The organism is Trichococcus alkaliphilus, assembly GCF_003008695.1.
GTDB classification, from domain to species: Bacteria; Bacillota; Bacilli; order Lactobacillales; family Aerococcaceae; genus Trichococcus; species Trichococcus alkaliphilus.
This window is the reverse complement of the sequence record NZ_PXZT01000002.1, coordinates 316,947-336,550: the sequence shown is the minus strand read 5'-3', so window position 1 is coordinate 336,550 and position 19,604 is coordinate 316,947. Positions and strand designations below refer to the sequence as shown.

The 19,604-nt window shown below is 49.2% G+C and carries 20 protein-coding genes; 10 read left to right on the top strand and 10 right to left on the bottom strand.

Translation table 11 applies throughout. The features are described 5' to 3' along the window. From C7R73_RS03190 to C7R73_RS03170, 5 genes are all read right to left on the bottom strand, one after another. Nucleotides 1–456, bottom strand: a 456-nt coding sequence (locus C7R73_RS03190) for an IS3 family transposase (protein WP_153060335.1), incomplete at its 3' end; no start/stop codon positions are given. Next, complete coding sequence (locus tag C7R73_RS03185) at nucleotides 444–1,136, bottom strand: helix-turn-helix domain-containing protein (RefSeq protein WP_106449077.1); 693 nt, start codon at nucleotides 1,134–1,136, stop codon at nucleotides 444–446. The genes C7R73_RS03190 and C7R73_RS03185, both read right to left, overlap by 13 nt. 290 nt (nucleotides 1,137–1,426) lie before the next feature. Next, on the bottom strand, nucleotides 1,427–3,313 hold the full coding sequence (locus C7R73_RS03180; RefSeq protein WP_106449076.1) for an ABC transporter ATP-binding protein: 1,887 nt from the start codon (nucleotides 3,311–3,313) through the stop codon (nucleotides 1,427–1,429). Beyond that, nucleotides 3,303–5,042, bottom strand: a complete 1,740-nt coding sequence (locus tag C7R73_RS03175; RefSeq protein ID WP_106449075.1) for an ABC transporter ATP-binding protein — start codon at nucleotides 5,040–5,042, stop codon at nucleotides 3,303–3,305. The genes C7R73_RS03180 and C7R73_RS03175 overlap by 11 nt, the downstream gene beginning before the upstream one ends. Nucleotides 5,043–5,098: 56 nt before the next feature. After that, on the bottom strand, nucleotides 5,099–5,539 hold the full coding sequence (locus C7R73_RS03170; protein WP_106449074.1) for a MarR family winged helix-turn-helix transcriptional regulator: 441 nt from the start codon (nucleotides 5,537–5,539) through the stop codon (nucleotides 5,099–5,101). 182 nt (nucleotides 5,540–5,721) lie between these two features. Here C7R73_RS03170 and trxA point away from each other — a divergent pair, with 182 nt between their 5' ends. Together trxA and budA are read left to right on the top strand one after the other, a co-directional pair. Further along, nucleotides 5,722–6,036: a thioredoxin gene (trxA, locus tag C7R73_RS03165; protein WP_106449073.1), complete on the top strand. Its 315-nt coding sequence runs from the start codon at nucleotides 5,722–5,724 to the stop codon at nucleotides 6,034–6,036. 168 nt (nucleotides 6,037–6,204) lie between these two features. Continuing rightward, nucleotides 6,205–6,918 carry an acetolactate decarboxylase gene (gene budA, locus C7R73_RS03160; protein ID WP_106449072.1) on the top strand — a complete coding sequence of 238 codons (714 nt, stop codon included), beginning with the start codon at nucleotides 6,205–6,207 and terminating at the stop codon, nucleotides 6,916–6,918. 71 nt (nucleotides 6,919–6,989) lie between these two features. On the opposite strand, the gene pfkB is transcribed toward budA, so the two are convergent. Further along, nucleotides 6,990–7,904, bottom strand: a complete 915-nt coding sequence (gene pfkB / locus C7R73_RS03155) for a 1-phosphofructokinase (RefSeq protein ID WP_106449071.1) — start codon at nucleotides 7,902–7,904, stop codon at nucleotides 6,990–6,992. 234 nt (nucleotides 7,905–8,138) lie between these two features. On the opposite strand from pfkB, the gene C7R73_RS03150 reads away from it, so the two are divergent. Further along, nucleotides 8,139–10,529, top strand: coding sequence for an AAA family ATPase (locus C7R73_RS03150; RefSeq protein WP_106449070.1), 2,391 nt, complete (start codon nucleotides 8,139–8,141; stop codon nucleotides 10,527–10,529). 52 nt (nucleotides 10,530–10,581) lie between these two features. Here C7R73_RS03150 and C7R73_RS03145 read toward each other — a convergent pair whose 3' ends face one another. Continuing rightward, the gene (locus C7R73_RS03145) at nucleotides 10,582–11,448 is read right to left on the bottom strand and encodes a DegV family protein (RefSeq protein ID WP_106449069.1); all 867 of its coding nucleotides are present in this window, start codon (nucleotides 11,446–11,448) and stop codon (nucleotides 10,582–10,584) included. 135 nt (nucleotides 11,449–11,583) lie between these two features. Here C7R73_RS03145 and C7R73_RS03140 point away from each other — a divergent pair, with 135 nt between their 5' ends. Next, the gene (locus tag C7R73_RS03140; protein ID WP_106449068.1) at nucleotides 11,584–11,922 is read left to right on the top strand and encodes a hypothetical protein; all 339 of its coding nucleotides are present in this window, start codon (nucleotides 11,584–11,586) and stop codon (nucleotides 11,920–11,922) included. A gap of 47 nt (nucleotides 11,923–11,969) precedes the next feature. Here the strand turns inward: C7R73_RS03140 and rlmN are convergent, their stop codons facing one another. Then, nucleotides 11,970–13,034, bottom strand: coding sequence for a dual-specificity RNA methyltransferase RlmN (rlmN, locus tag C7R73_RS03135; protein ID WP_106449067.1), 1,065 nt, complete (start codon nucleotides 13,032–13,034; stop codon nucleotides 11,970–11,972). 205 nt (nucleotides 13,035–13,239) lie between these two features. After that, complete coding sequence (locus tag C7R73_RS03130) at nucleotides 13,240–14,517, bottom strand: NRAMP family divalent metal transporter (RefSeq protein WP_106449066.1); 1,278 nt, start codon at nucleotides 14,515–14,517, stop codon at nucleotides 13,240–13,242. Nucleotides 14,518–14,756: 239 nt separating this feature from the next. Here C7R73_RS03130 and C7R73_RS03125 point away from each other — a divergent pair, with 239 nt between their 5' ends. From C7R73_RS03125 to C7R73_RS03105, 5 genes are all read left to right on the top strand, one after another. Then, on the top strand, nucleotides 14,757–15,137 hold the full coding sequence (locus tag C7R73_RS03125) for an iron chaperone (protein ID WP_106449065.1): 381 nt from the start codon (nucleotides 14,757–14,759) through the stop codon (nucleotides 15,135–15,137). Nucleotides 15,138–15,180: 43 nt separating this feature from the next. After that, on the top strand, nucleotides 15,181–15,516 hold the full coding sequence (locus C7R73_RS03120) for a DUF1622 domain-containing protein (RefSeq protein ID WP_106449064.1): 336 nt from the start codon (nucleotides 15,181–15,183) through the stop codon (nucleotides 15,514–15,516). Between the two features lie 151 nt (nucleotides 15,517–15,667). Continuing rightward, complete coding sequence (gene tnpB, locus C7R73_RS03115; protein WP_106449063.1) at nucleotides 15,668–16,768, top strand: IS200/IS605 family element RNA-guided endonuclease TnpB; 1,101 nt, start codon at nucleotides 15,668–15,670, stop codon at nucleotides 16,766–16,768. 236 nt (nucleotides 16,769–17,004) lie between these two features. Next, the gene (locus C7R73_RS03110) at nucleotides 17,005–17,547 is read left to right on the top strand and encodes a ferritin-like domain-containing protein (protein ID WP_106449062.1); all 543 of its coding nucleotides are present in this window, start codon (nucleotides 17,005–17,007) and stop codon (nucleotides 17,545–17,547) included. Nucleotides 17,548–17,821: 274 nt separating this feature from the next. Next, entirely contained in the window at nucleotides 17,822–18,541 is a 720-nt protein-coding gene (locus tag C7R73_RS03105) for a pseudouridine synthase (RefSeq protein ID WP_106449061.1), read from the top strand. A gap of 36 nt (nucleotides 18,542–18,577) precedes the next feature. Here the strand turns inward: C7R73_RS03105 and C7R73_RS03100 are convergent, their stop codons facing one another. Then, nucleotides 18,578–18,964, bottom strand: coding sequence for an MmcQ/YjbR family DNA-binding protein (locus C7R73_RS03100; RefSeq protein WP_106449099.1), 387 nt, complete (start codon nucleotides 18,962–18,964; stop codon nucleotides 18,578–18,580). Between the two features lie 154 nt (nucleotides 18,965–19,118). Here C7R73_RS03100 and C7R73_RS03095 point away from each other — a divergent pair, with 154 nt between their 5' ends. Continuing rightward, nucleotides 19,119–19,598, top strand: coding sequence for a MarR family winged helix-turn-helix transcriptional regulator (locus C7R73_RS03095; RefSeq protein WP_161525853.1), 480 nt, complete (start codon nucleotides 19,119–19,121; stop codon nucleotides 19,596–19,598). Nucleotides 19,599–19,604: the final 6 nt, after the last annotated feature.

Sequence of the window (19,604 nt, the reverse complement as noted above, 5' to 3'; positions counted from 1 at the left end):
TCCTTCGTAATACTTGAATTCGGTCACATCGGTCAACCATTTTTCATTTGGTGCTTCTGCACGAAAGTTCCGGTTGAGGCGATTTTCGGCGATATGATAGGGATTCTGCGCACCTTTGGTGATGCTATTGGCACGATGTTTGATTCGAGATTGGATTTGTTGACTGCGGCAGATCCGAAGGGCACGGTTGTCACTGATGATCATGCCATGGGTATATTCCAACTCATCGCGTATCCGACGATGACCCATATCGTCATGTTCTTCATGGATCTGTTTTGCTACTTCAGCGATTTGGTTGTTGCGAATCTCCCTTGGACTATGCGGTTGCTTAAGCCAGCGATAATAGGCGGAGCGTGTCACATGCAGTAATTCGCACATCGCTTGCACTGGATAACCTTTTTCTTTATGGAGTTGCTTGATGGTTTCGTACTCAACTTGTTTTCTTACTTCCGCCAACGATTCCTCCTTTCTAATTCCTGGAATTTTTTTGTTACATCAAGTTCCATTTGTAGACGTTGGTTTTCGCGTTTCAAACGCGCTAATTCGTCTTGTAGTAATTCCTCGGGAGTCCGGCTGGGTAGGGTCCCTTTTCTGCGCCCGCGGCGGTCTTCCAGCCCTGCTTCTCCTAATTCCTCATATCTCTTTACCCACTGATAGACGTTTTGGTAGGAGACTTGGTATTTGATGGCCATGGAACCAAAGTCTTTGTCGTTGGTTATGCAATCCAACACAATTTTCAAACGTTCATCTAACGTTGTTGGCCGGGTTTTACTCATATAGCTTCCACCGCTTTCTATTTTGAAATCTTTATGAGTATTATAAACCTTTAACCAGTTCTGTAGTTGCGTCTTACTCCGCAAACCATATTTTTTGCCGATTTCAATCATGCTGCCTAAGCCGTTCAGATAGTCCGTGACAGCTGCCAACTTCAATTCCTTGGAATAATGAGTTCTCTTCTTTGCCGGTAAAAGGGCCGATGGGCCATCCATTTCATAAAGTGTAATCCACCTCTGGATTGTCGTTTTCGATACGCTTAGTTCTCTTGTAGCCTCTGCAACACTGATTTCATTATCAAGGCATCTCTCAACGATTTTACATCTCTCTTCCACAGAATGTTTCATTTGATGTTTAGACATAATAAAAACCCCCTATATAAGACTTGAAGTAATTCATTGTCCTATATAGAGGGAGCATATCAAAATGGGGACTGCCTTTGCTTTTTCATTTATCCGGTAACTTTCTTTGCGTACCCGCTGAGGCCAGTAGGGGAATAGAGGAGCCTACCTCCGGTGAACGGAGATTCACCGGAGGTAAGCCGACATTCTGCATGCGTACTCCGATGAGTGCAGCCTCGCCGGAGTTGCGGCTGAAAGTTACCGGTGACCTCCGGCGAGCGTACCCTCACCGGAGCTGCGCACCGATTCTTTTATTCCAGCTCGAATGCTCCGGTATAAAGCTGATAATATTTTCCTTGTTCGCCGATCAATTTCTCATGATCGCCGCGTTCGATGATCCGGCCTTGCTCCATCAGCATGATCACATCCGCATTTTGGATAGTGGACAGGCGGTGGGCGATGACGAAAACGGTCCGTCCCTGCATCAACGCATCCATGCCGCGCTGCACGATCGATTCTGTCCGCGTGTCGATGCTGGAAGTTGCTTCATCCAGTATCATGACGGGAGGATCGGCAACAGCCGCACGGGCAATTGAAAGCAATTGCTTCTGGCCTTGGGAAAGTCCTTCGCCGTCGCCGGAAATGACTGTTTGGTATCCCAGCGGCAGACGGGAGATGAAATCATCGGCATTCGCCAAGCGCGCTGCCGCATAAATTTCTTCATCGGATGCGTGCAGATTGCCGTAACGGATGTTTTCCAGAATCGTTCCGGTGAAGAGGTTGGTATCCTGCAACACGATACCCAAGGAACGGCGCAGATCATTTTTCTTGATGTCTGCGATGTCGATACCATCATAAACGATTTTTCCGTCCTGGATGTCATAGAAACGATTGATCAAGTTCGTGATTGTCGTTTTGCCGGCACCCGTCGATCCCACAAAAGCGACTTTTTCGCCGGGATGGGCATAAAGACTGATGTCATGCAGAATCTGTTTGTCGGGATTGTAGGAGAAGTCGACATCAAAGAATCGGACATCACCGGTCAGTTGCGTATAACGGACCGAACCATCTGCTTGAGGCACTTTCCATGCCCAAAGTCCGGTATGGTTTTCGGCTTCCTTCACTTCATCACCGACCATGGTTGCATTCACCAAGGTGACGGTGCCTTCATCCAACTCAGGCTTTTCATCCATCAATTCGAAGATCCGCTCAGCACCCGCCAAAGCCATCACGATCGATGAAACTTGTTGGGAAATCTGGTTGACCGGCATTGTGAAAGAACGGCTCAACTGCAGGAAGGAAGCAATCGCCCCCAAGGTCAGGCCACCGATGCCTGCGACAGCCATGGCTCCTCCGAACATAGCGATCAGAGCATACTGCAGGAATCCCAGATTCCCCAGGATCGGCATCAGGATATTTGCGTAGATGTTTGCGTTCGTCGCGCTCTCGCGCAACTCGTCGTTGAGTTTGTCGAAACGCTCTTTGGATTCCGTTTCGCGTCCGAAAACTTTGACTTCTTTTTGCCCGTGCATCATTTCCTCGATATAACCGTTCACTTTACCGAGCGTCTGCTGCTGCTTGACGAAGTTGACGGAACTCTTGCCGCCGATCGTCTTTGTGACGGTGATCGATAAGGCGACCATCAGGGCAACGATGAGCGTCAGCGGCAAACTTACCGCCAGCATCGCAGCGAATACACTGACGATCGTAACCAGGGAAGAAAAGGCCATCGGGATACTTTGCGAAAGCATCTGGCGCAAAGTATCGATATCATTGGTGTAGCGGCTCATGACATCGCCATGCGCATGCGTATCGAAATATTTAATCGGCAAGGACTGCATATGCGTGAACAGCTCATCGCGGATTTTTTTCTGGATCCCTTGGGAAATGGAAACCATCAGGATGTTGTAGACATACGTCGCCACGACACCGATCATGTAAATGCCGGCCATCATCGCGATCGCACGGTACATGCTGGTGAAGACCGGATTGGTTACGCCCAGTAAAGGCGTGATATACTCATCAATCAGCGTCTTAAGGAAAAGCGAACCCACAACATTGGCAAGGGCGCTTATGAGGATACAGATCAATACAAGGCTAAAGGTGAATTTGTGGCCTTTGGAAATATAAGACAGGAGGCGTCTTGTCGTTTTGCCGGCATCTTTGGCTCCGCGCCGTTTTGGTTGATTAGGCTTCATCAGCAATTTTTCCCCCTTTCGTTTGTGAATAGTAGACTTCTTGGTAAATCGTGTTTGTTGCAAGCAATTCAGCGTGCGTTCCGATGCCATTGACGCTGCCGCTCTCCATCACGATGATCTTGTCGGCATCCTGAACGGAAGAGACGCGTTGGGCGATGATGAATTTGGTCGTGTTCGGGATTTCTTCCTTGAAAGCGGTCCGGATCAAGGAGTCCGTCCGGGTATCCACGGCGCTGGTCGAGTCATCGAGAATCAGGATCTTCGGTTGTTTCACCAAAGCGCGCGCGATGCAGAGCCGTTGTCTTTGCCCGCCGGAAACGTTTGTGCCGCCTTCTTCAATATAAGTGTCGTAGCCATCAGGAAGGCGTTGGATGAATTCATCGGCCTGAGCCTGTCGCGCTGCAGTCATCAGCTCTGCATCGGTAGCGGCAGGATTGCCCCAGCGCAGATTGTCTTTGATCGTTCCCGAGAACAGGATATTTTTTTGGAGCACCATAGCGACTTCGCTGCGCAATGTCTGCATATCATAATCGCGGACATCGACACCGCCGACTTTCACCGTACCACCGGTGGTATCATAAAGACGCGGAATGAGGTGGACCAAAGAGGTTTTGGCACTGCCAGTGCCGCCGATGATGCCAACCGTCTCCCCTGATTTGACGGAAAAACTGACATTTTTCAAGGCGAGCTTCTTCGGATCATTGGTGTAACTGAAGTCAACCTGCTCGAAAGTTACCGATCCGTCAGGAATGACCATGATTGGATTGCTGTTGTTCTTCAGGTCGCTGTCCTCACTCAGTACTTCCACAATCCGCTCCGCTGAAGCGCGGGAGATCGTGACCATAACGAAGACCATCGAAATCATCATCAAACTCATCAGAATTTGGGAAGCGTAAGTGATCAGACTCATCAGTTGGCCTGTCGTCATCGAACCGGAGACGATCATGCGCGCGCCCAATAGGGACAAGGTCAGTATGCTTGCGTACATCGTGAACTGCATCAAAGGGCTGTTGAAGGCCAAGATTTTTTCGGCTTTGGTGAAATCAGTGTAGATTTTCTTGGAGACGGATTTGAATTTTTCGGTTTCGTGCTCTTCACGCACAAAGGACTTGACGACCCGGATGCCATAAAGATTTTCCTGGACGACCCGGTTCAGCTTGTCATAGGTGCGGAATACTCTCTGGAAAATCGGGAAGGCTTGTGACATGATCAGATAGAGACCGAAGCCCAGGAACGGGATCGCTCCAAGGAAGACCATCCCGAGTTCACTGTTGATGCTCAGAGCCATCAACAATGAGAATACGAGCATAAGCGGCGCCCGGACCATAATCCGGATGATCATCTGGTAAGAGTTCTGGACATTCGTGATGTCAGTCGTCAAACGGGTGATCAGACTGGATGTCGAAAATTGATCGATATTCGAAAATGAGAAATCCTGGATATTGTAGTACATGTCCTTGCGGATATTTTTGGCGAATCCGGCCGAAGCTTTTGCCGCATGCAAACCGGACAGGACTCCGAACCCTAAAGAAAAGAGGGTGGAGACGATCAAGATCAGTCCGATGCGGATGATGAACGGCATGTCTCCTTCTCCGATCCCTTTATCGATGATCATAGACATCAGATAGGGGATAAGCACTTCAAGGACGACTTCCAAAGTGACATATATAGGGGCAAGGATCGAGTCTTTTTTATACTCGCGTATGCTGCCCATGAGTTTTTTTATCATAGCGTTAATCCTTTCCGTAAATAATGATTGGGTGTTTTTTTAAATGATTGAGGCAATCAGCTTTCTGCATTTTTCAAGATTTTTTCGAGAATCGTCAAAAAAGTGGCGATTTCTTCTTCAGTTAAACCTTTGGACAATTGGTTCTCCACGGTATCAATCACTTGTTCTGAATTTTTTTTTGCTTGCAAAGCCTTATCCGTCAGTATCATTTTCCGCAGTCTGGCGTCGTATGGAACGGTTTCCCGCAGTAGCAAGCCATCCCTTTCCATCGTATTCAGGATGCCTGTGACGGTCGATTTGCGGATGTCGAATTTCTGCTCAAGATCTTTCTGAAAGACGTCCCGCTCTGCGGATTCTTTGGCGATGTAGGAAACAATCGCGAATTGCATGCCGGTCAGGCCATAACCATCATTTTCGGTCAAGTGCCTATTCATGAGACGCTTAATTTGTTGCCAAAGCGATCTGATCCGGAATCCCAGCAAGTCTGTGTTGCTCATTATTTTTCACCACCCATATAGTTCGTGCCCTAACTATATTATGCCTGTTACGATGGATTGTCAATCATCTTGCTTACTTTTAAATCTTTTTTATTTACTAATAATACCGGGTGGGGTATAATACGTTTTATTGATAAGAAATTAAAGCAAAAATATACAGTTTAAGGAAGGACAGATAAAGCATGAGCACACAAGTAACAGACACAACATGGCAGAGTGAAGTACAGGAAGGTTTGACATTGATGGATTTTTGGGCGCCTTGGTGCGGCCCTTGCCGCATGCTCGGCCCCGTTTTGGAAGAAATCGAAGAAGAGATGGATAACAAAGTGAAAATCGTCAAATTGAATATCGACGAGAACCAAATGACGGCTTCACAGTTCGGCATCATGAGCATTCCCACAATGGTGTTGTTCAAAGACGGACAACCGGTTGAAAAACTGACCGGCTACCATCCGAAAGATGTTTTGGTTGATTACCTGGAAACAAAATTAGCGTAATACTAATGGGGCTGTCTCGTTTTCGGGGCGGCCCCTATTCTGGTCGCCCAGCGCCTGACACCCCTGAAGACACGATTGTTTGACGCCTTCCCGCTGTGATATAATGGGCTATCATGATCAGACAAAATAACAAATGATTGCGTAAGGGCACAGAAGGGGCGGGAGCAGATGGGCGAAAGTACATTGTATCAGCATCAAACGCTGGGGGATCTGATGGCGGGGGTATTCGACGGGACCCTGACATTCGAAGAACTATTGAAGCATGGGGACATCGGGATTGGTACTTTCCATGATTTTGAAGGAGAACTGATCCTGTTGGACGGCATCGCCTACCAAGCGAAGGAGGATGGCTCGATCTCGAGCGTGGATCCAGCGCAGACAACGCCGCATGCCGCTGTGACGTTCTTCCGACCGGACCGCGAATACGATATCGATCGGCCAATGACGCTTAGGAAAGTACGCTCGGATATCGTCAAACGCGTGCGCAGCCGGAATGTGTTTTCGGTCGTCAAAATTACTGGGCATTTCGAGTACATGCACACGCGGGCGGTGCCGAAGCAGCAGAAACCCTATCCGCGCCTGATTGAAGCGACGCGCGTCCAGCCAGAGTTCGAGGCCTACGATATGCAGGGAACCGCGATCGGCATCTATACGCCGGAACTGTTCGACGGGGTAGCCAAAGGTGGCTTCCATTGCCATTTCATCAGCGACGACCGCAAATTCGGCGGACACATCCTCGATTACATCGTTGACGAAGCAAAATGCGAGATCCAAACCATCGAAAGCATCACGCAACATTTCGCCGTCCAATCCGATGATTTCATGGACAAGGAAATCGGTTACCACAACTTGGCGGAAGAAATGGCCGAAGCAGAAGGCTAAAGAGAAAAGTAAAAAAAGCGTTGGACAGCTCCGGTCTCCGGAGGTTATCCAACGCTTTTAAACTTTGTATTTTATTCGATTTTTTCCAGGACAACGCGGCCCAATTGCGCTTCGATTTCTTCAGTGGTGGCGATATCCGGGGAGAAAGCTGTGGCAGTTCCGGCAGCTACTGCTACCCGAAAAGCTTCCGAAGCGTGCCCAGTCCGGATGAAGGTGCCGACGAACCCGGCCACCATTGAATCGCCGGCTCCGACCGGATTGGCGACTTCACCGGATAATGGCGGCGCATAAATGACTTCCTGCGGTGTGAAGAGCAAGGCGCCATCCCCGCCCAAGGAAACGATGGCATGCTGCGCGCCCAACTCAACCAGTTGCTTGCCGTAAGGGATAACCTCCTGCCACGTGGCGAAAGTCCGGCCGAAAAATTCGCCGACTTCCTTCTGGTTGGGTTTCACAACCAATGGGTGATACTGCAGACTGTTCCGCAATTCTTCCTTCGTGATGTCGCAAGCAAAAGGCACGCCTTCCTTATGAAGGGAGCGGATCAGCTGTTCATAAAAATCCTTCGGCATGGAAGGGAGCTTGCTGCCCGACATCACTACAAAGTCTTGCGTTGAGATGTCCTCGAAACCTTTCATGAAACGGGCGACTTCCTCATCGGTTGCGCTGGGACCGTAGTCGCTGATTTCGGTATCCTGGTCCGACTTCAGGACGAGATTGATGCGGGTGCGCTCTTTGATCACGGTGAATTGGTTGAGGATATTCAGTTCCTCCATGTATTCGCGCACAAAGTCACCGGTGAAGCCGCCGCGGAAGCCCAACGCGATCGAGGGGATTCCGAGTGCTTTCAGGACGCGCGAAACCATGATGCCTTTCCCGCCGGGCGTAATTAGTTCATCCTGCATGTGATGGGATTGGCCCAAAGTCAATTGGGGGACAGTGACGATATAATCGATGGTTGGATTCAATGTGATTGTGTAAATCATGTGTAACTCCTCCTGTCTGGGTGGCGCGCTGTTCTTTTTGCTTTCAACCAAAGTATAACCTTGTCAGCAGGCAAACTCAAAAAATAGCCTTTTTGGGCAGATTCCCTGGTCAGAACGGAAACGACGTAAGCATAAACGCATGAAAAGGGATGGAATTGTGCTAAAATAAAGGGCATCGTGAAAAGGTCCATTTTAGATAAATAGAATATACGAACGGGAAGGAAGAAGCTTCGGATGACAGACGAGAACTTAACTGAAAACATAGACGAGAGGCTGAAAGGGATCGAAAACAACATCAGGAAAAACATGTCCTTGAGCAGTGTCCCGGTCCTGATGGAAGCCATCCGGACGCATCCGGATCATCCGCATGTGAATTACTTGCTGGGGCTCAGCCACTACAAGAACCGCAATCTCGAAAAAGCGATGTATTACGCGCTGCGGGCGGTGGAATTGAACGGCACCGGCGATGCCTATTTGACGTTGCTGGCGAAGCTGTATGCGGAGGACGGCGATGACAAGGCAGCGGAGAGCTATGCGCAAGCCGCCTTTACCCGCAACCCCGCCAATTGGGAAGCAGCGCTTGTCCTGGCGAAGATGGCCTTCGAAAAGAACGACCTCCCGCGGGCGCTGGAACTCGTCGATCAGGTGCTCAAGCACACTCCGAAATCTTTCGCGGCATTGCGTTTGAAGTCGAAGATCTATCTGCAGCAGGAAGAGGAGCTGGATACGATCCTGGCTTCCATCGAAGAGTCCGAAAAATATGGCTATGACGATGCCATCGAATACGATCGCGTTTATGCCTACTACATCCACGGCCGTTTCGATGAATGCCGCCGCATCCACAAGGAATTGGAACGGACGCGGCCGCTTTCGCACAGCACCGAAAAAGTCGGCAAGCTGATCGCGACCATGCAGTCGAGCAGGCTGGCAAGAAGGGCCCCGCATGCCGATTATTTCCATATGGATGCCGCCCATTCCAATCGGAAAGTCAAAGTCTCTTTGGAAGAGTCTCTGGCCGAACTGAATGAGCTGATCGGTCTGACGGAAGTGAAGGAGACCATCAACCGGATCGTGAAGCTGGTCGAATACGACAAGAAACGGGCCTACATGCTGTCGATTGAGAAAAATGAACAGCCTTCCTATCATTTCGCCTTTTCCGGCAATCCGGGCACAGGGAAAACGACAGTCGCCAGGATTTTGGGGGACATCTTCTATTCCTTGGGCATCCTCGAATCGGGCCAGTTGGTGGAAGTCGATCGCTCGGATCTGGTCGGCGGCTACGTCGGACAGACTGCCCAGAAGACAAAGGCCGTTATCGAATCGGCCATGGGCGGCGTGCTGTTCATCGATGAAGCCTATTCCTTGGCGTCCTCGGACAGCGATTCGCTCGATTACGGATCGGAAGCCATCGATACTCTGATCAAAGCGATGGAAGATCACCGCAATGACTTCATCGTAATCCTGGCGGGTTATGACACCGGCATGAAGCAGTTGCTGAAATCGAATCCTGGCCTGTCTAGCCGAATCAATATGCAGATCGATTTCGAGGATTTTTCCGACCAAGAACTGTTGGAAATCGCCAAGGCGCAAGCCAAGGACAACCATTATACGCTGACTGAGGAAGCCGAGCAGGCCTTCAAGGTCAAAATCAATCAGGAAAAAGTGGTCCCGCAGTTCGCCAATGCCCGTGCCGTCAGGAACATCATGGAAGAAGCGATGCGCGAACGGGCTTTCCGTCTGAGCGAAAAGTCCGTGACGAAGGATGATCTGGTCATCCTCGAGCCGCTCGATTTCGGCATCGACCCGAACCAACTGTTCGGGGATAATATTGAAGACTTGATGGCGCAGCTGCGCAATCTGGTCGGCTTGAAGGATGTCAAAAAACAAGTCAGCTCAATCATGAATTACGTGCGCGCTGAGAAGCGCCGCGAAAAGATGGGACATCCGATGAACGATTTGTCCTTGCACATGGTCTTCACCGGCAACCCCGGCACAGGCAAGACGACCATCGCGCGGCTTATCAGCCAAATCCTGAAATCCATCGGTGTGCTGAAGCGCGGACACATGATCGAAGTCACTAGGGAAGATTTGGTCGGACAGTACGTCGGCCAGACCGGACCGAAGACGTTGGAAAAAATCAAGGAAGCATACGGCGGCGTCCTGTTCATCGATGAAGCCTATTCCCTTTATTCCGCCTCCGAAAACGACTTCGGCTATGAAGCCATCAGCACGCTGATCAAGGAGATGGAGGACAACCGCGACAAGTTGGTCGTCATCATGGCAGGCTATCCGAGCGAGATGGAGCAGATGCTCAGCATGAACTCCGGCATCCGCAGCCGGATCGCCTACACGGTCGATTTCCCGGATTACGACAGTGAAGAACTGACGGAAATCTTCCACATGGCCGCCACCCAGCAAGGTTTTGTGCTGACTGAGGAAGCCCAGGAGAAAGTGAAGAACCTGTTCTTGCTGTCCTATACGACGCGCGACAGCCATTTCGGCAACGCCCGCACAGCCAGGAGCATTTTTGAGAAGGCGAAGCTGCACCAAAGCAACCGCTTGGCCGAAGATGAGGATGCGGACCTGTTCACCATTCTGCCGGTGGATATCGAAGAAAGTAGTTAGACAAACAAAAAACTTCTGCACTGGGAATAATTCCGTAGTGCAAAAGTTTTTTTTATTCGGCGTTTTCTGATTTTTCGATTCCCGCAATCCCAAAAGCGCCGGGACCGCCATGGGAAGTGATGACGCCGCCGGTCTGGATCCAAGTGACGTCCTGGAAGCCTTTTTCCTTCGCGTAGTTTTCCATTTGGGTCATGATTTCTTCATCCAAGCCGAGCGATTGGATGAGGTACAGCTTATTGTCGTCGATGGCGTAAGTCTTCAGGTAGTCATCAAAAAAATCGACAACGACGCGGCTCATCTTACCGCGGTATTTTTTTGTGGAAACCAATTTGCCGTCGATCAATTCGATCGTCGGTTTTATTTTCAGGAGCGATGCCCCCAGATAAGCTGCGTTTGAGACGCGGCCGCCTGCCCGCAGGAACTCGAGACCGGATGGCATGAACGAGAAGTGCGTGCGCGGCACTACAGCTTCGATGGCGGAAACCAGTTTTTCCACAGCGATATCCGGTTCCTTTTCAAGCAAATCAGCGGCATAAAGCACGATCGCGGCCAAGCCGCCGGATACGTTCAGGGCGTCGATGAGGTGGATGTTCTCGAAATCTTCCGCCGCCAACACGGCACTCTGGAATGAGGAAGAGGCTTTGGAGGTGTAGCCGATATGCACGATGATGCTGTCGGGCTGCTCAGAGCGGATCTTTTCGAAAAGGGCGGTATATTCGTTCGGATTGGTTGCGGTCGTGGAAGGCGTTTTTTTGGTTCGCTCGTAATAATCATACAGATCCGTGACCGGAAAAGATCCATCAAGATGATCGACATCGTCCATGATGACGTGCATCGGCACGATCCGGATATTGTGTTTCTTTGCCAAATCAGCGGGAACATCTGCGCCGCTTTCAGTCGTAAGGATTACTCTGCTCATGCTATTCCTCCGTCTCCAATGGTCAAATATGTTATTGCCAATGGACTCAATTTGTTGGTTCCAATATACCACACTTTCAATGCCCGACCTACAAGTGTTATGATTGAATCACAAACAGGAAAGGAAGAATGAGTCATGGCCAAAAATGGAAAAAACCGGAAATCGGATGTCGTCACGATGCTTGCGGTTGTAGGGTATGTGCTGTTCTTGGTGGTTGGCTTTCCCGCGGCTGAGAAAGCAGGCGGCTTCTATCCGGCGCTGATGGTTTTGGCGGGAATCGCGGTTCTGTTCGCGATCGTCTACTACCATTCGCGCGTGAATGCGTACGTCTGCCCACAATGCCGGCGCAAATTCAAAATCAGCTTCCTGACGGATCTGCTGTCTTTGAACGGAGGCAAGCAAGGCAAACGGTTGACTTGCCCGCACTGCGGATTCAAAGGTTGGATGCAGGAGACTGCTCCTGACGAAGAATAATTAAAAAAGCAACCTCATTTTACAGAGGTTGCTTAGTGAAAGGTCAATTATTTAGTTGCTTTTTCCAGATGTTTGCTGCGCAGTTGGCCGCAGGCGGCATCGATGTCGGTGCCGTGTTCCTTGCGGATGACGCAGTTGATGTTGTTCTTTTTGAGGATATCATAGAATGCCAAAATATCCTTTTTGGTGCTGCGTTCATATTTGATATGTTCAGCAACCGGATTGTAAGGAATCAGGTTCACATAGGAAAGGTGACGCTTATCCTTCAACAAGGCAACCAATTCGTGCGCCTGCTCAGGTCTGTCGTTCACACCTGAAATCATGATGTATTCGAAAGTGATGCGGCGGTTTGTCTTTTCCAGATACTCGTCGATTGCAGACATGACTTCCTTCAGCGGGTGTTTGCGGTTGATGCGCATCATGCGACTGCGGATTTCATCGTTCGGCGCGTGCAGGGACAAAGCCAAGTTGACTTGCAGCCCGTTTTCCGCGAATTCGCGGATCTTCGGAGCCAATCCGCTGGTGGAAACGGTGATGTGGCGCGCGCCGATTGCCAAACCTTTGGCATGGTTGACGATGTTCAGGAAGGCGATGACATTGTCGTAGTTGTCGAACGGTTCACCGATACCCATCACAACGATGTGGCTGACGCGTTCGCCATTGCCTTTTTGATCCAAGTAGTGCTGGATCTGCATGATTTGTGCAACGATTTCGCCGGCAGTCAGATCGCGTTGTTTGCGTTTCAGGCCACTTGCGCAGAACGTGCAGCCGATATCGCAACCGACTTGCGTCGTGACGCAGACGGACAGCCCGTATTCTTGGCGCATCAGGACGGTTTCAATCATCAGTTTATCTTCCAACTGGAAAAGATATTTCGTAGTGCCGTCCGCTGATTCTTGGACGACTACTTGGTTTAGGGGCTGCAGCAAGAAGGTGTCGGAGAGAAGGGCAACCAAATCTTTTGACAGGTTCGTCATTTCCGAGAAGTTCAGGACCCGTTTGATATATAGCCAGTCCCAGATCTGTTGGGCGCGGAATTTTTTCTGGCCTTGTTCCAACAACCAAGCTTCCAGCTGATCCAAAGTCAATCCATAAATAGAAGGTGTGTTCATTATACTTTCCTTTCTTTACCGTTCAAATTTTCAATCCATATCATAACACATTTTTATGAAAATGGAATCACATCCTTAAAATAAGTAACATGGTGAAAAAATGGCAACCTGTTCGCTCTGACGTATGCCCCAAAAAAGTGGCCCCGGAAAATAGTTATCCGAGGCCCGATTCTTTTTTAGACGTTATTCAGGAGAAAGCGGTTTGCTATAAGCTAAAGAAATCCTTCAAGAACACTACGCCGATGCCGAACATCACCAAAGTCGCAATGCCGCCGACAACATTTCCCAAACGGCGATTCGTATGGCTGCCCATCACTTTTTTGTTGTTCCCGATGAAGAGGATCAGCAGCATCAAAGGTGGGGCCATCAAGCCATTGATGGCTGCGGAATAGTATAAGGCCCTAATCGGATCGATTCCGATGAAATTGATCGTCAGTCCGATGAGCGTGGCGATGGTGATGACGCCGTAGAAGCCATGCGCCTCCTTCAGTTTCTTCCCCAGACCCGTCTCCCAACCGAAAAATTCGGAAATGGCGTAAGACGATGAGCCGGCCAAAACGGGCACACCAAGCAGGCCTGTTCCGATGATGCCCAAAGCGAACAACCAATAGGCGAAGTCTCCCACTAATGGACGAAGCGCTTGAGCGGCCTCCGCCGCGGAATTGATAGTGGTTATGCCGCTAAGGTGAAGGGTCCCGGCCGTCGTCAGCACAATCATAAATGCAGTGACGGTTGTAAAAAACATCCCGACAATCGTATCAATTTTCATATCCCGGATGTCCTTGACAAAGATGCGGGGTTTCCCGATGCCGATCCCTTTGATTTTATGCTCGATGATCTCTTTTTCCACTTCTTCATCCGCTTGCCAAAAAAACAGGTAAGGGGAAATCGTTGTCCCTAAAAAAGCCACCACATTGAGCGTAAATTCCCGGGAAGGGTAAAAGGTTGGGATGAGGGTATGCTGAAGGACCGTCCCCCAATCCTGGCGGACCATGAATGCTGTGAAAAAATAAGCGAACAAGGAAAGCGTCAACAGCATCAAGAATTTCGAATAATTCTTGTAGTCCATAAAAATTTCCAGGACCAATGTCAGGGCCGTCATGAGTAGAATCCAAAAAATGAACGGCAAACCGAGCACCAACTGAGCCACCGCGGCCATCGCGCCCAGATCGGCACCGATGTTGATCGTATTGGCGATGAACAAAAGGGAGATTGCCGGATAGCTAACCCACTTAGGATAGGATTCTTTCATGATCCCTGTCAGCCCCTTACCTGATACCAATCCAATCCGTCCGCACATCTCTTGGATGGCAATCGCAAAGATGCACGAAATCGGAGAAAGCCACAATAGATGAAGGCCGAACATGGCTCCGGTCTGCGAGTAGGTGACGATTCCGGATGGATCATCATCAGAGGCTCCGGTGATGACGCCAGGTCCAAATTTTTTGAGGAATTTTTTGGTCTTTTTGAGAATTTTGCGCATCTTTCTCACTCCCTTATTGGGTTGTGCATCTGCAACCAGACTTCCTGAAAATAGTTGCGTTAGCCATCATCATAGTCGGTCGGCAGTGGGATAAGGGAGTGGACTTGTACAGTTTTTTTTCTTCTTTGACATCATCATACCTACTATCCGCTAAGCTTGCAAGCACTTGCATCGCCATATGATATACTATTTACAGGAACGCAAACAACGAAAAATCCAGACTGTCGAGGTGGACTAAAATGGAAGAATCAACTATAAAAATTGAAACGATCGATGCATACATCAGCCGCTATGATGAGGATATCCAGGCAATCCTGCAGGAATTTCGCCGGCTGATAAGGGAAGAGGCGCCTGATGCGACAGAGAAAATTAGTTATCAGATGCCGACCTTCTACCTGAACGGGAACCTTGTGCATTTCGCTGTACAGAAAAATCATATCGGTTTCTATCCCGCACCAAGTGGCGTTGCGGCTTTCAAGGAAGAATTGACGGATTACAAGACCTCAAAAGGCGCCATTCAATTTCCGCTGACGAAACCTATCCCTTACGAGCTTGTGCGCCGGATCGTCCGCTTCCGGGTTGAAGAAGCGAAGGGGAAAAAGAAACGGAATAAAAAATGAATAGTTTTGCTATAGTATCTGAATTACATAAAGGAGGCGTATTATGGATCTGCATGCTGTCTTAACCAAAGTCATCCCAACACTTGCGAGCCTGATCGAGGGCATCGGTGTCCTGATCATCCTTTATGGTTGCGTCAAGTCGTTGTATCTGTTCATTCTGGACAGGCTTAATCTGAGCAACAACCAACCGAAACTTGAATTGGCCAAAGCTTTGGCGTATAGTCTGGAGTTCAAACTGGCCGCAGAAATATTGAAGACGGTCATTATCCAGACGATCGATGAATTTATTGTGCTCTCGGCCATCGTCATCCTGCGGGTTGTGCTGACGGTCGTCATCCATTGGGAAATCAAGAGCACTAATTCAGAAGAAGGGGAGTGACTTGCGCACTCTCTCTTTTATTTTTTTGAAATAAGTGCTGCCGCAATCTCGTGACTTCAGTCATGAGTTAGGCATCACGGTCTGGTTATATCCTTTTCATTTGGCGAACGCATGTTCGCTGGTGTATAATGAAGCCAAAGAGGTGAGCATCATGCTAAAAGCTTATCAATTCCGCTTGTGTCCCAATCAGGAACAGAAAATCTATTTCGCCAATTGTTTTGGCTCCGCACGGTTCCTCTTCAACCAGATGCTGGCTGACCGAAAGGAATTTTACGAAACCTACAAAAACGACAAGGAATTACTGAGAAACTTTAAGCCGAGGACCTATACGTCCTTCAAAGAAGAATTTCCGTTCCTGAAAGAGGTGGATAACCTGGCTTTGGCGAATGCCAACCAAAATCTGAACAAGGCCTACCAGAACTTCTTCCGTGACAAATCCGTCGGCTTTCCGAAATTCAAAAGCAAACACAAATCGAAGGCCTCCTACACCACCAACAATCAAGGTGGAAACATCCGCATCGAGAACGGAAAAATCAAACTGCCGAAGATTGGTTTCGTTAAAATCAAACAGCACCGGGATTTTGATGGGCTGATCAAATCCTGCACGATTTCGATGAACAAGGCCGGCAACTACTTCATTTCCATTTTGATAGAACAGGAAATACCCGAATGGCTGCCGGCGGAACATAAGATTGGCATCGATCTTGGCCTTTCCGATTTTGCCGTCACCACAAATGATATGGGCAACATCGAAAAACACCCGAATCCAAAGTGTCTGCGGAAATCCGAAAAGAAAGTCAAGAAAGCCCAACGCGCCTTGTCGCGTAAGCAAAAAGGCAGCAAGAACCGGGAGAAAGCCCGCTTGGTTTTGGCCAAGAAACATGAAAAGATTGCGAACCAACGCAAGGACTTCCTGCACAAACTCTCCAACCAAATCACGGACGAAAACCAAGTCATCGTGATCGAGACGTTGCGGAGTTCCAATCTGATGAAGAACCACCAACTTGCCAAAGCGATTGGGGACGTCAGTTGGTTCGAATTCAGCCGGCAGTTGGCGTACAAAGCCGAATGGAAAGGCCGGACGCTCATCAAGGCGGACAGGTTCTATCCGTCCAGCCAAATCTGTTCCGCTTGCGGACACCGCGACGGCAATAAAGCTTTGCACATCCGCGAATGGACGTGTCCAGATTGCGGCATAACCCACGACCGGGACATCAATGCCAGCAGAAACCTTTTGGCTTTGGCCAAGTAAAAGAAAACCACTGAGGCAGGGACTGCCTTTTGAGCCTACCCATATCCATTCCCGCTGTCTGCAAAGACATCCGCAGGCAAGGAAGGCGTTCGTAGGAAGCTCGCGACTTTAGTCGTGAGTAGTTCACAAGCGTTCTCTTTTCGTCCCTGTTTTGCCATGCTTTCGACATACTTCTTTCCTATACTGAACTTGTAGAAAAGAAGATCACGAAGCATACAAAAAAGGAGCGGATAAAAATGAAAAAGTGGATGAACGGAGCAGTAGGCGGGGCTTTGGCAGTCTTATTGTTCAGCGGCACCGGCGTCATGGCATCCGAAGATGAAGAGTTATATGGCGCAGCAGCGGTCAGTGAAGGAGAAACGTATACAATAGAAGAAATGTTGGTTTACGCTATCCAGGATGAATATATGGCCGAAACGGCCTACGAAGCGATCATTGATGCATACGGAACGGTCAAACCATTCACAAGCATCGCCAAAGCGGAAGGCACACACATCTCCTTATTGTTGCCGCTGTTCGAAACTTATGGATTTGAGGTTCCGGAAAATGAAGCGGAAGTCCGTATTGAATTACCGGCGTCCTTGGCGGAAAGCTTTGAAAAAGGCGTGGCCGGCGAAATCGAAAACATCTCTGTTTATGGGCAATTCCTTGAGGCAGAAGATTTGCCGGACGATGTCAGAAGCGTCTTTGAACGCCTGATGGCCGCATCCGAAAAACATTTGGTAGCTTTTGAACGCGGCGTCAGCGGAAACCCTGATGGAGCCGGAAGAAAAAGATAATACCAAGCAACAAAACAAGCCCCACGCAGAATTATAACTTGCGTAGGGCTTGTTCACTTTTTTTCTACTGGCGACAGGATGAAGTCGGAAACTCTTGTAGTAAGTCATTTCCATGCCCAATATGTATTCCGGGCGTTCTTTCTTGATGCAGTGGCCGGCTTTGTTGACATCGCTCTTTTCCCAGTTCTGCCAATCTTTCTGTAAGAACTTGCGCCAAGTATCTTTTCCGCTTAGAATATAAGGACTGCAATAAAAATGGAAAGGATGACGATGGATGCGATTGGACAAACTGCTCAGCGAATGCGGCTACGGTTCGCGAGGACAAGTAAAAAAATTGATCAGAAGCAAACAGGTCAGCATCGACGGGGAAATCGTGCTGGCGGACAATCACAATGTTGATCCACAGCTCCAGACGGTCATCGTCTCGGGGGAAACGCTGACGCAACACACCAATGTCTACTATATGCTGCACAAACCGGCTGGCGTTGTGACGGCGGTATCCGATGAAGGCAACCCGACCGTCATCGACCTGATCGACCCGTCCGACCGCAGACCGGGCCTCTATCCTGTGGGACGGCTGGACAAGGACACGGAAGGGCTGCTGTTGATCACGGACAATGGGCAGTTGGGCTATCAGCTGTTGCTGCCGCACAAAAAAGTGACGAAGCGCTATGAAGTCGTCGTGAATGAGCGCGTGACCGCCGCCGATCAGGAAGCATTCGCCCAAGGGATCGTCTTCCACGGAGGAATGACGTGCAAGCCGGCCTATTTGACCATCCTTAGCCATGGGGACGACGAAAGCCGCGTGCTGCTGGATATCAGTGAGGGGAAATTCCACCAAGTGAAGAAGATGTTTCTCTCGGTCGGCAAGAAAGTCACCTATCTGAAACGACTGACGATGGGACCGATTGAATTGGATGAATCGATTCCACTGGGGAGCTATCGGCCGCTCAACGAAGCGGAATTGGAACAACTGAAGCCGTATTTCCGCTAGAAAGAAGGCAAATCAACCAAAAAGAGGAGGAGCTAATCAAAGCTCTTCCTCTTTTTGGTGTGCTATTATTTTTTTCCTCGGTTTTGTCTGCGTCAACCGGTAGCTTTCCGTGATGATGCGGTCAGCAATCGGGAAAAGCTCTTTAGAAACGAGCCGCAGGGTGATCCAGTGGGTCTTGTTCATATGGTAGGCTGGCATGATTTCCGAAATCGTCTCGCGCAGATAGTCGTTCCGCTCGGGGGTGTTCTTCACGTTCAGCCAAGTTTCACCGTTCCGTTCATAGATGTAGGCGAAGGTTTTCCGGTTGCCCTCGTGGCGCATGACGGTCCATTCGGAGTCGCCGAAAGGATAGTCTTCGATGACGTGCGCATGCTCTTGGCAAAGGGCAATCAGCCGATTCCTGACAGAAATTATCTCTTCCATACTGATCCTTCTTTCCGGTTCATTTAATACTACAATCATTATATTAAATTTTCCTGAAAATGGCTCGTATTGTGTCGAATCCATTGACATATGGATGGATAATGAGATAATAGATAGCGTGCTATGTATAACTGTTCGGAAAGGAGGAAACATTTTGATATCACGCGAGATGATGGGAGTCTATATCCCGATGCTCCATAACCAATTTAAGGAACAGATGAACCGACTGGTGGGTAAAATCGACCTGACCACGTCCCAGATCCACATCCTTTTCTATCTGAAGGGCCGTGGCGATGAGGAAGTGATCCAAAAAGACATCGAAGAGACGTTCAACCTTTCTAATCCGACCGTGACCGGAATCATCAAACGGCTGGAAGCGAAGGGATTCGTCACACGCACGGTCAGTTCGAAGGATGCCCGTTCCAAGAGCATCCATCTGACCGAAAAAAGCATTGCCGCTTCGGAAGAGATGAAGCGGGCTTTGTATGAAGCCAACAAAAAAGTTTTCGAAGGCTTCACCGATGAAGAATTGGACGTATTAGAAGGGTGCTTCAAAAGGATGCTGCACAACCTGGAAGGCGGCTGCGGCCACCAACACGGACACGGGCTTCTGCATAAAAAAGAAAACAAATAAATCAGG

Excerpts from the sequence above, each read along its gene's own strand:
- tnpB (WP_106449063.1), top strand. The coding sequence starts at position 15,668 with ATGCTAAAAGCTTATCAATTCCGCTTGTGTCCCAATCAGGAACAGAAA.
- C7R73_RS03140 (WP_106449068.1), top strand. The coding sequence starts at position 11,584 with ATGGCCAAAAATGGAAAAAACCGGAAATCGGATGTCGTCACGATGCTT.
- C7R73_RS03100 (WP_106449099.1), bottom strand. The coding sequence starts at position 18,964 with ATGGAAGAGATAATTTCTGTCAGGAATCGGCTGATTGCCCTTTGCCAA.
- C7R73_RS03145 (WP_106449069.1), bottom strand. The coding sequence starts at position 11,448 with ATGAGCAGAGTAATCCTTACGACTGAAAGCGGCGCAGATGTTCCCGCT.
- C7R73_RS03105 (WP_106449061.1), top strand. The coding sequence starts at position 17,822 with ATGCGATTGGACAAACTGCTCAGCGAATGCGGCTACGGTTCGCGAGGA.
- C7R73_RS03185 (WP_106449077.1), bottom strand. The coding sequence starts at position 1,136 with ATGTCTAAACATCAAATGAAACATTCTGTGGAAGAGAGATGTAAAATC.
- C7R73_RS03110 (WP_106449062.1), top strand. The coding sequence starts at position 17,005 with ATGAAAAAGTGGATGAACGGAGCAGTAGGCGGGGCTTTGGCAGTCTTA.
- C7R73_RS03120 (WP_106449064.1), top strand. The coding sequence starts at position 15,181 with ATGGATCTGCATGCTGTCTTAACCAAAGTCATCCCAACACTTGCGAGC.
- C7R73_RS03170 (WP_106449074.1), bottom strand. The coding sequence starts at position 5,539 with ATGAGCAACACAGACTTGCTGGGATTCCGGATCAGATCGCTTTGGCAA.
- C7R73_RS03175 (WP_106449075.1), bottom strand. The coding sequence starts at position 5,042 with ATGATAAAAAAACTCATGGGCAGCATACGCGAGTATAAAAAAGACTCG.
- C7R73_RS03130 (WP_106449066.1), bottom strand. The coding sequence starts at position 14,517 with ATGCGCAAAATTCTCAAAAAGACCAAAAAATTCCTCAAAAAATTTGGA.
- C7R73_RS03150 (WP_106449070.1), top strand. The coding sequence starts at position 8,139 with ATGACAGACGAGAACTTAACTGAAAACATAGACGAGAGGCTGAAAGGG.
- trxA (WP_106449073.1), top strand. The coding sequence starts at position 5,722 with ATGAGCACACAAGTAACAGACACAACATGGCAGAGTGAAGTACAGGAA.
- C7R73_RS03180 (WP_106449076.1), bottom strand. The coding sequence starts at position 3,313 with ATGAAGCCTAATCAACCAAAACGGCGCGGAGCCAAAGATGCCGGCAAA.
- pfkB (WP_106449071.1), bottom strand. The coding sequence starts at position 7,904 with ATGATTTACACAATCACATTGAATCCAACCATCGATTATATCGTCACT.
- rlmN (WP_106449067.1), bottom strand. The coding sequence starts at position 13,034 with ATGAACACACCTTCTATTTATGGATTGACTTTGGATCAGCTGGAAGCT.
- C7R73_RS03125 (WP_106449065.1), top strand. The coding sequence starts at position 14,757 with ATGGAAGAATCAACTATAAAAATTGAAACGATCGATGCATACATCAGC.
- budA (WP_106449072.1), top strand. The coding sequence starts at position 6,205 with ATGGGCGAAAGTACATTGTATCAGCATCAAACGCTGGGGGATCTGATG.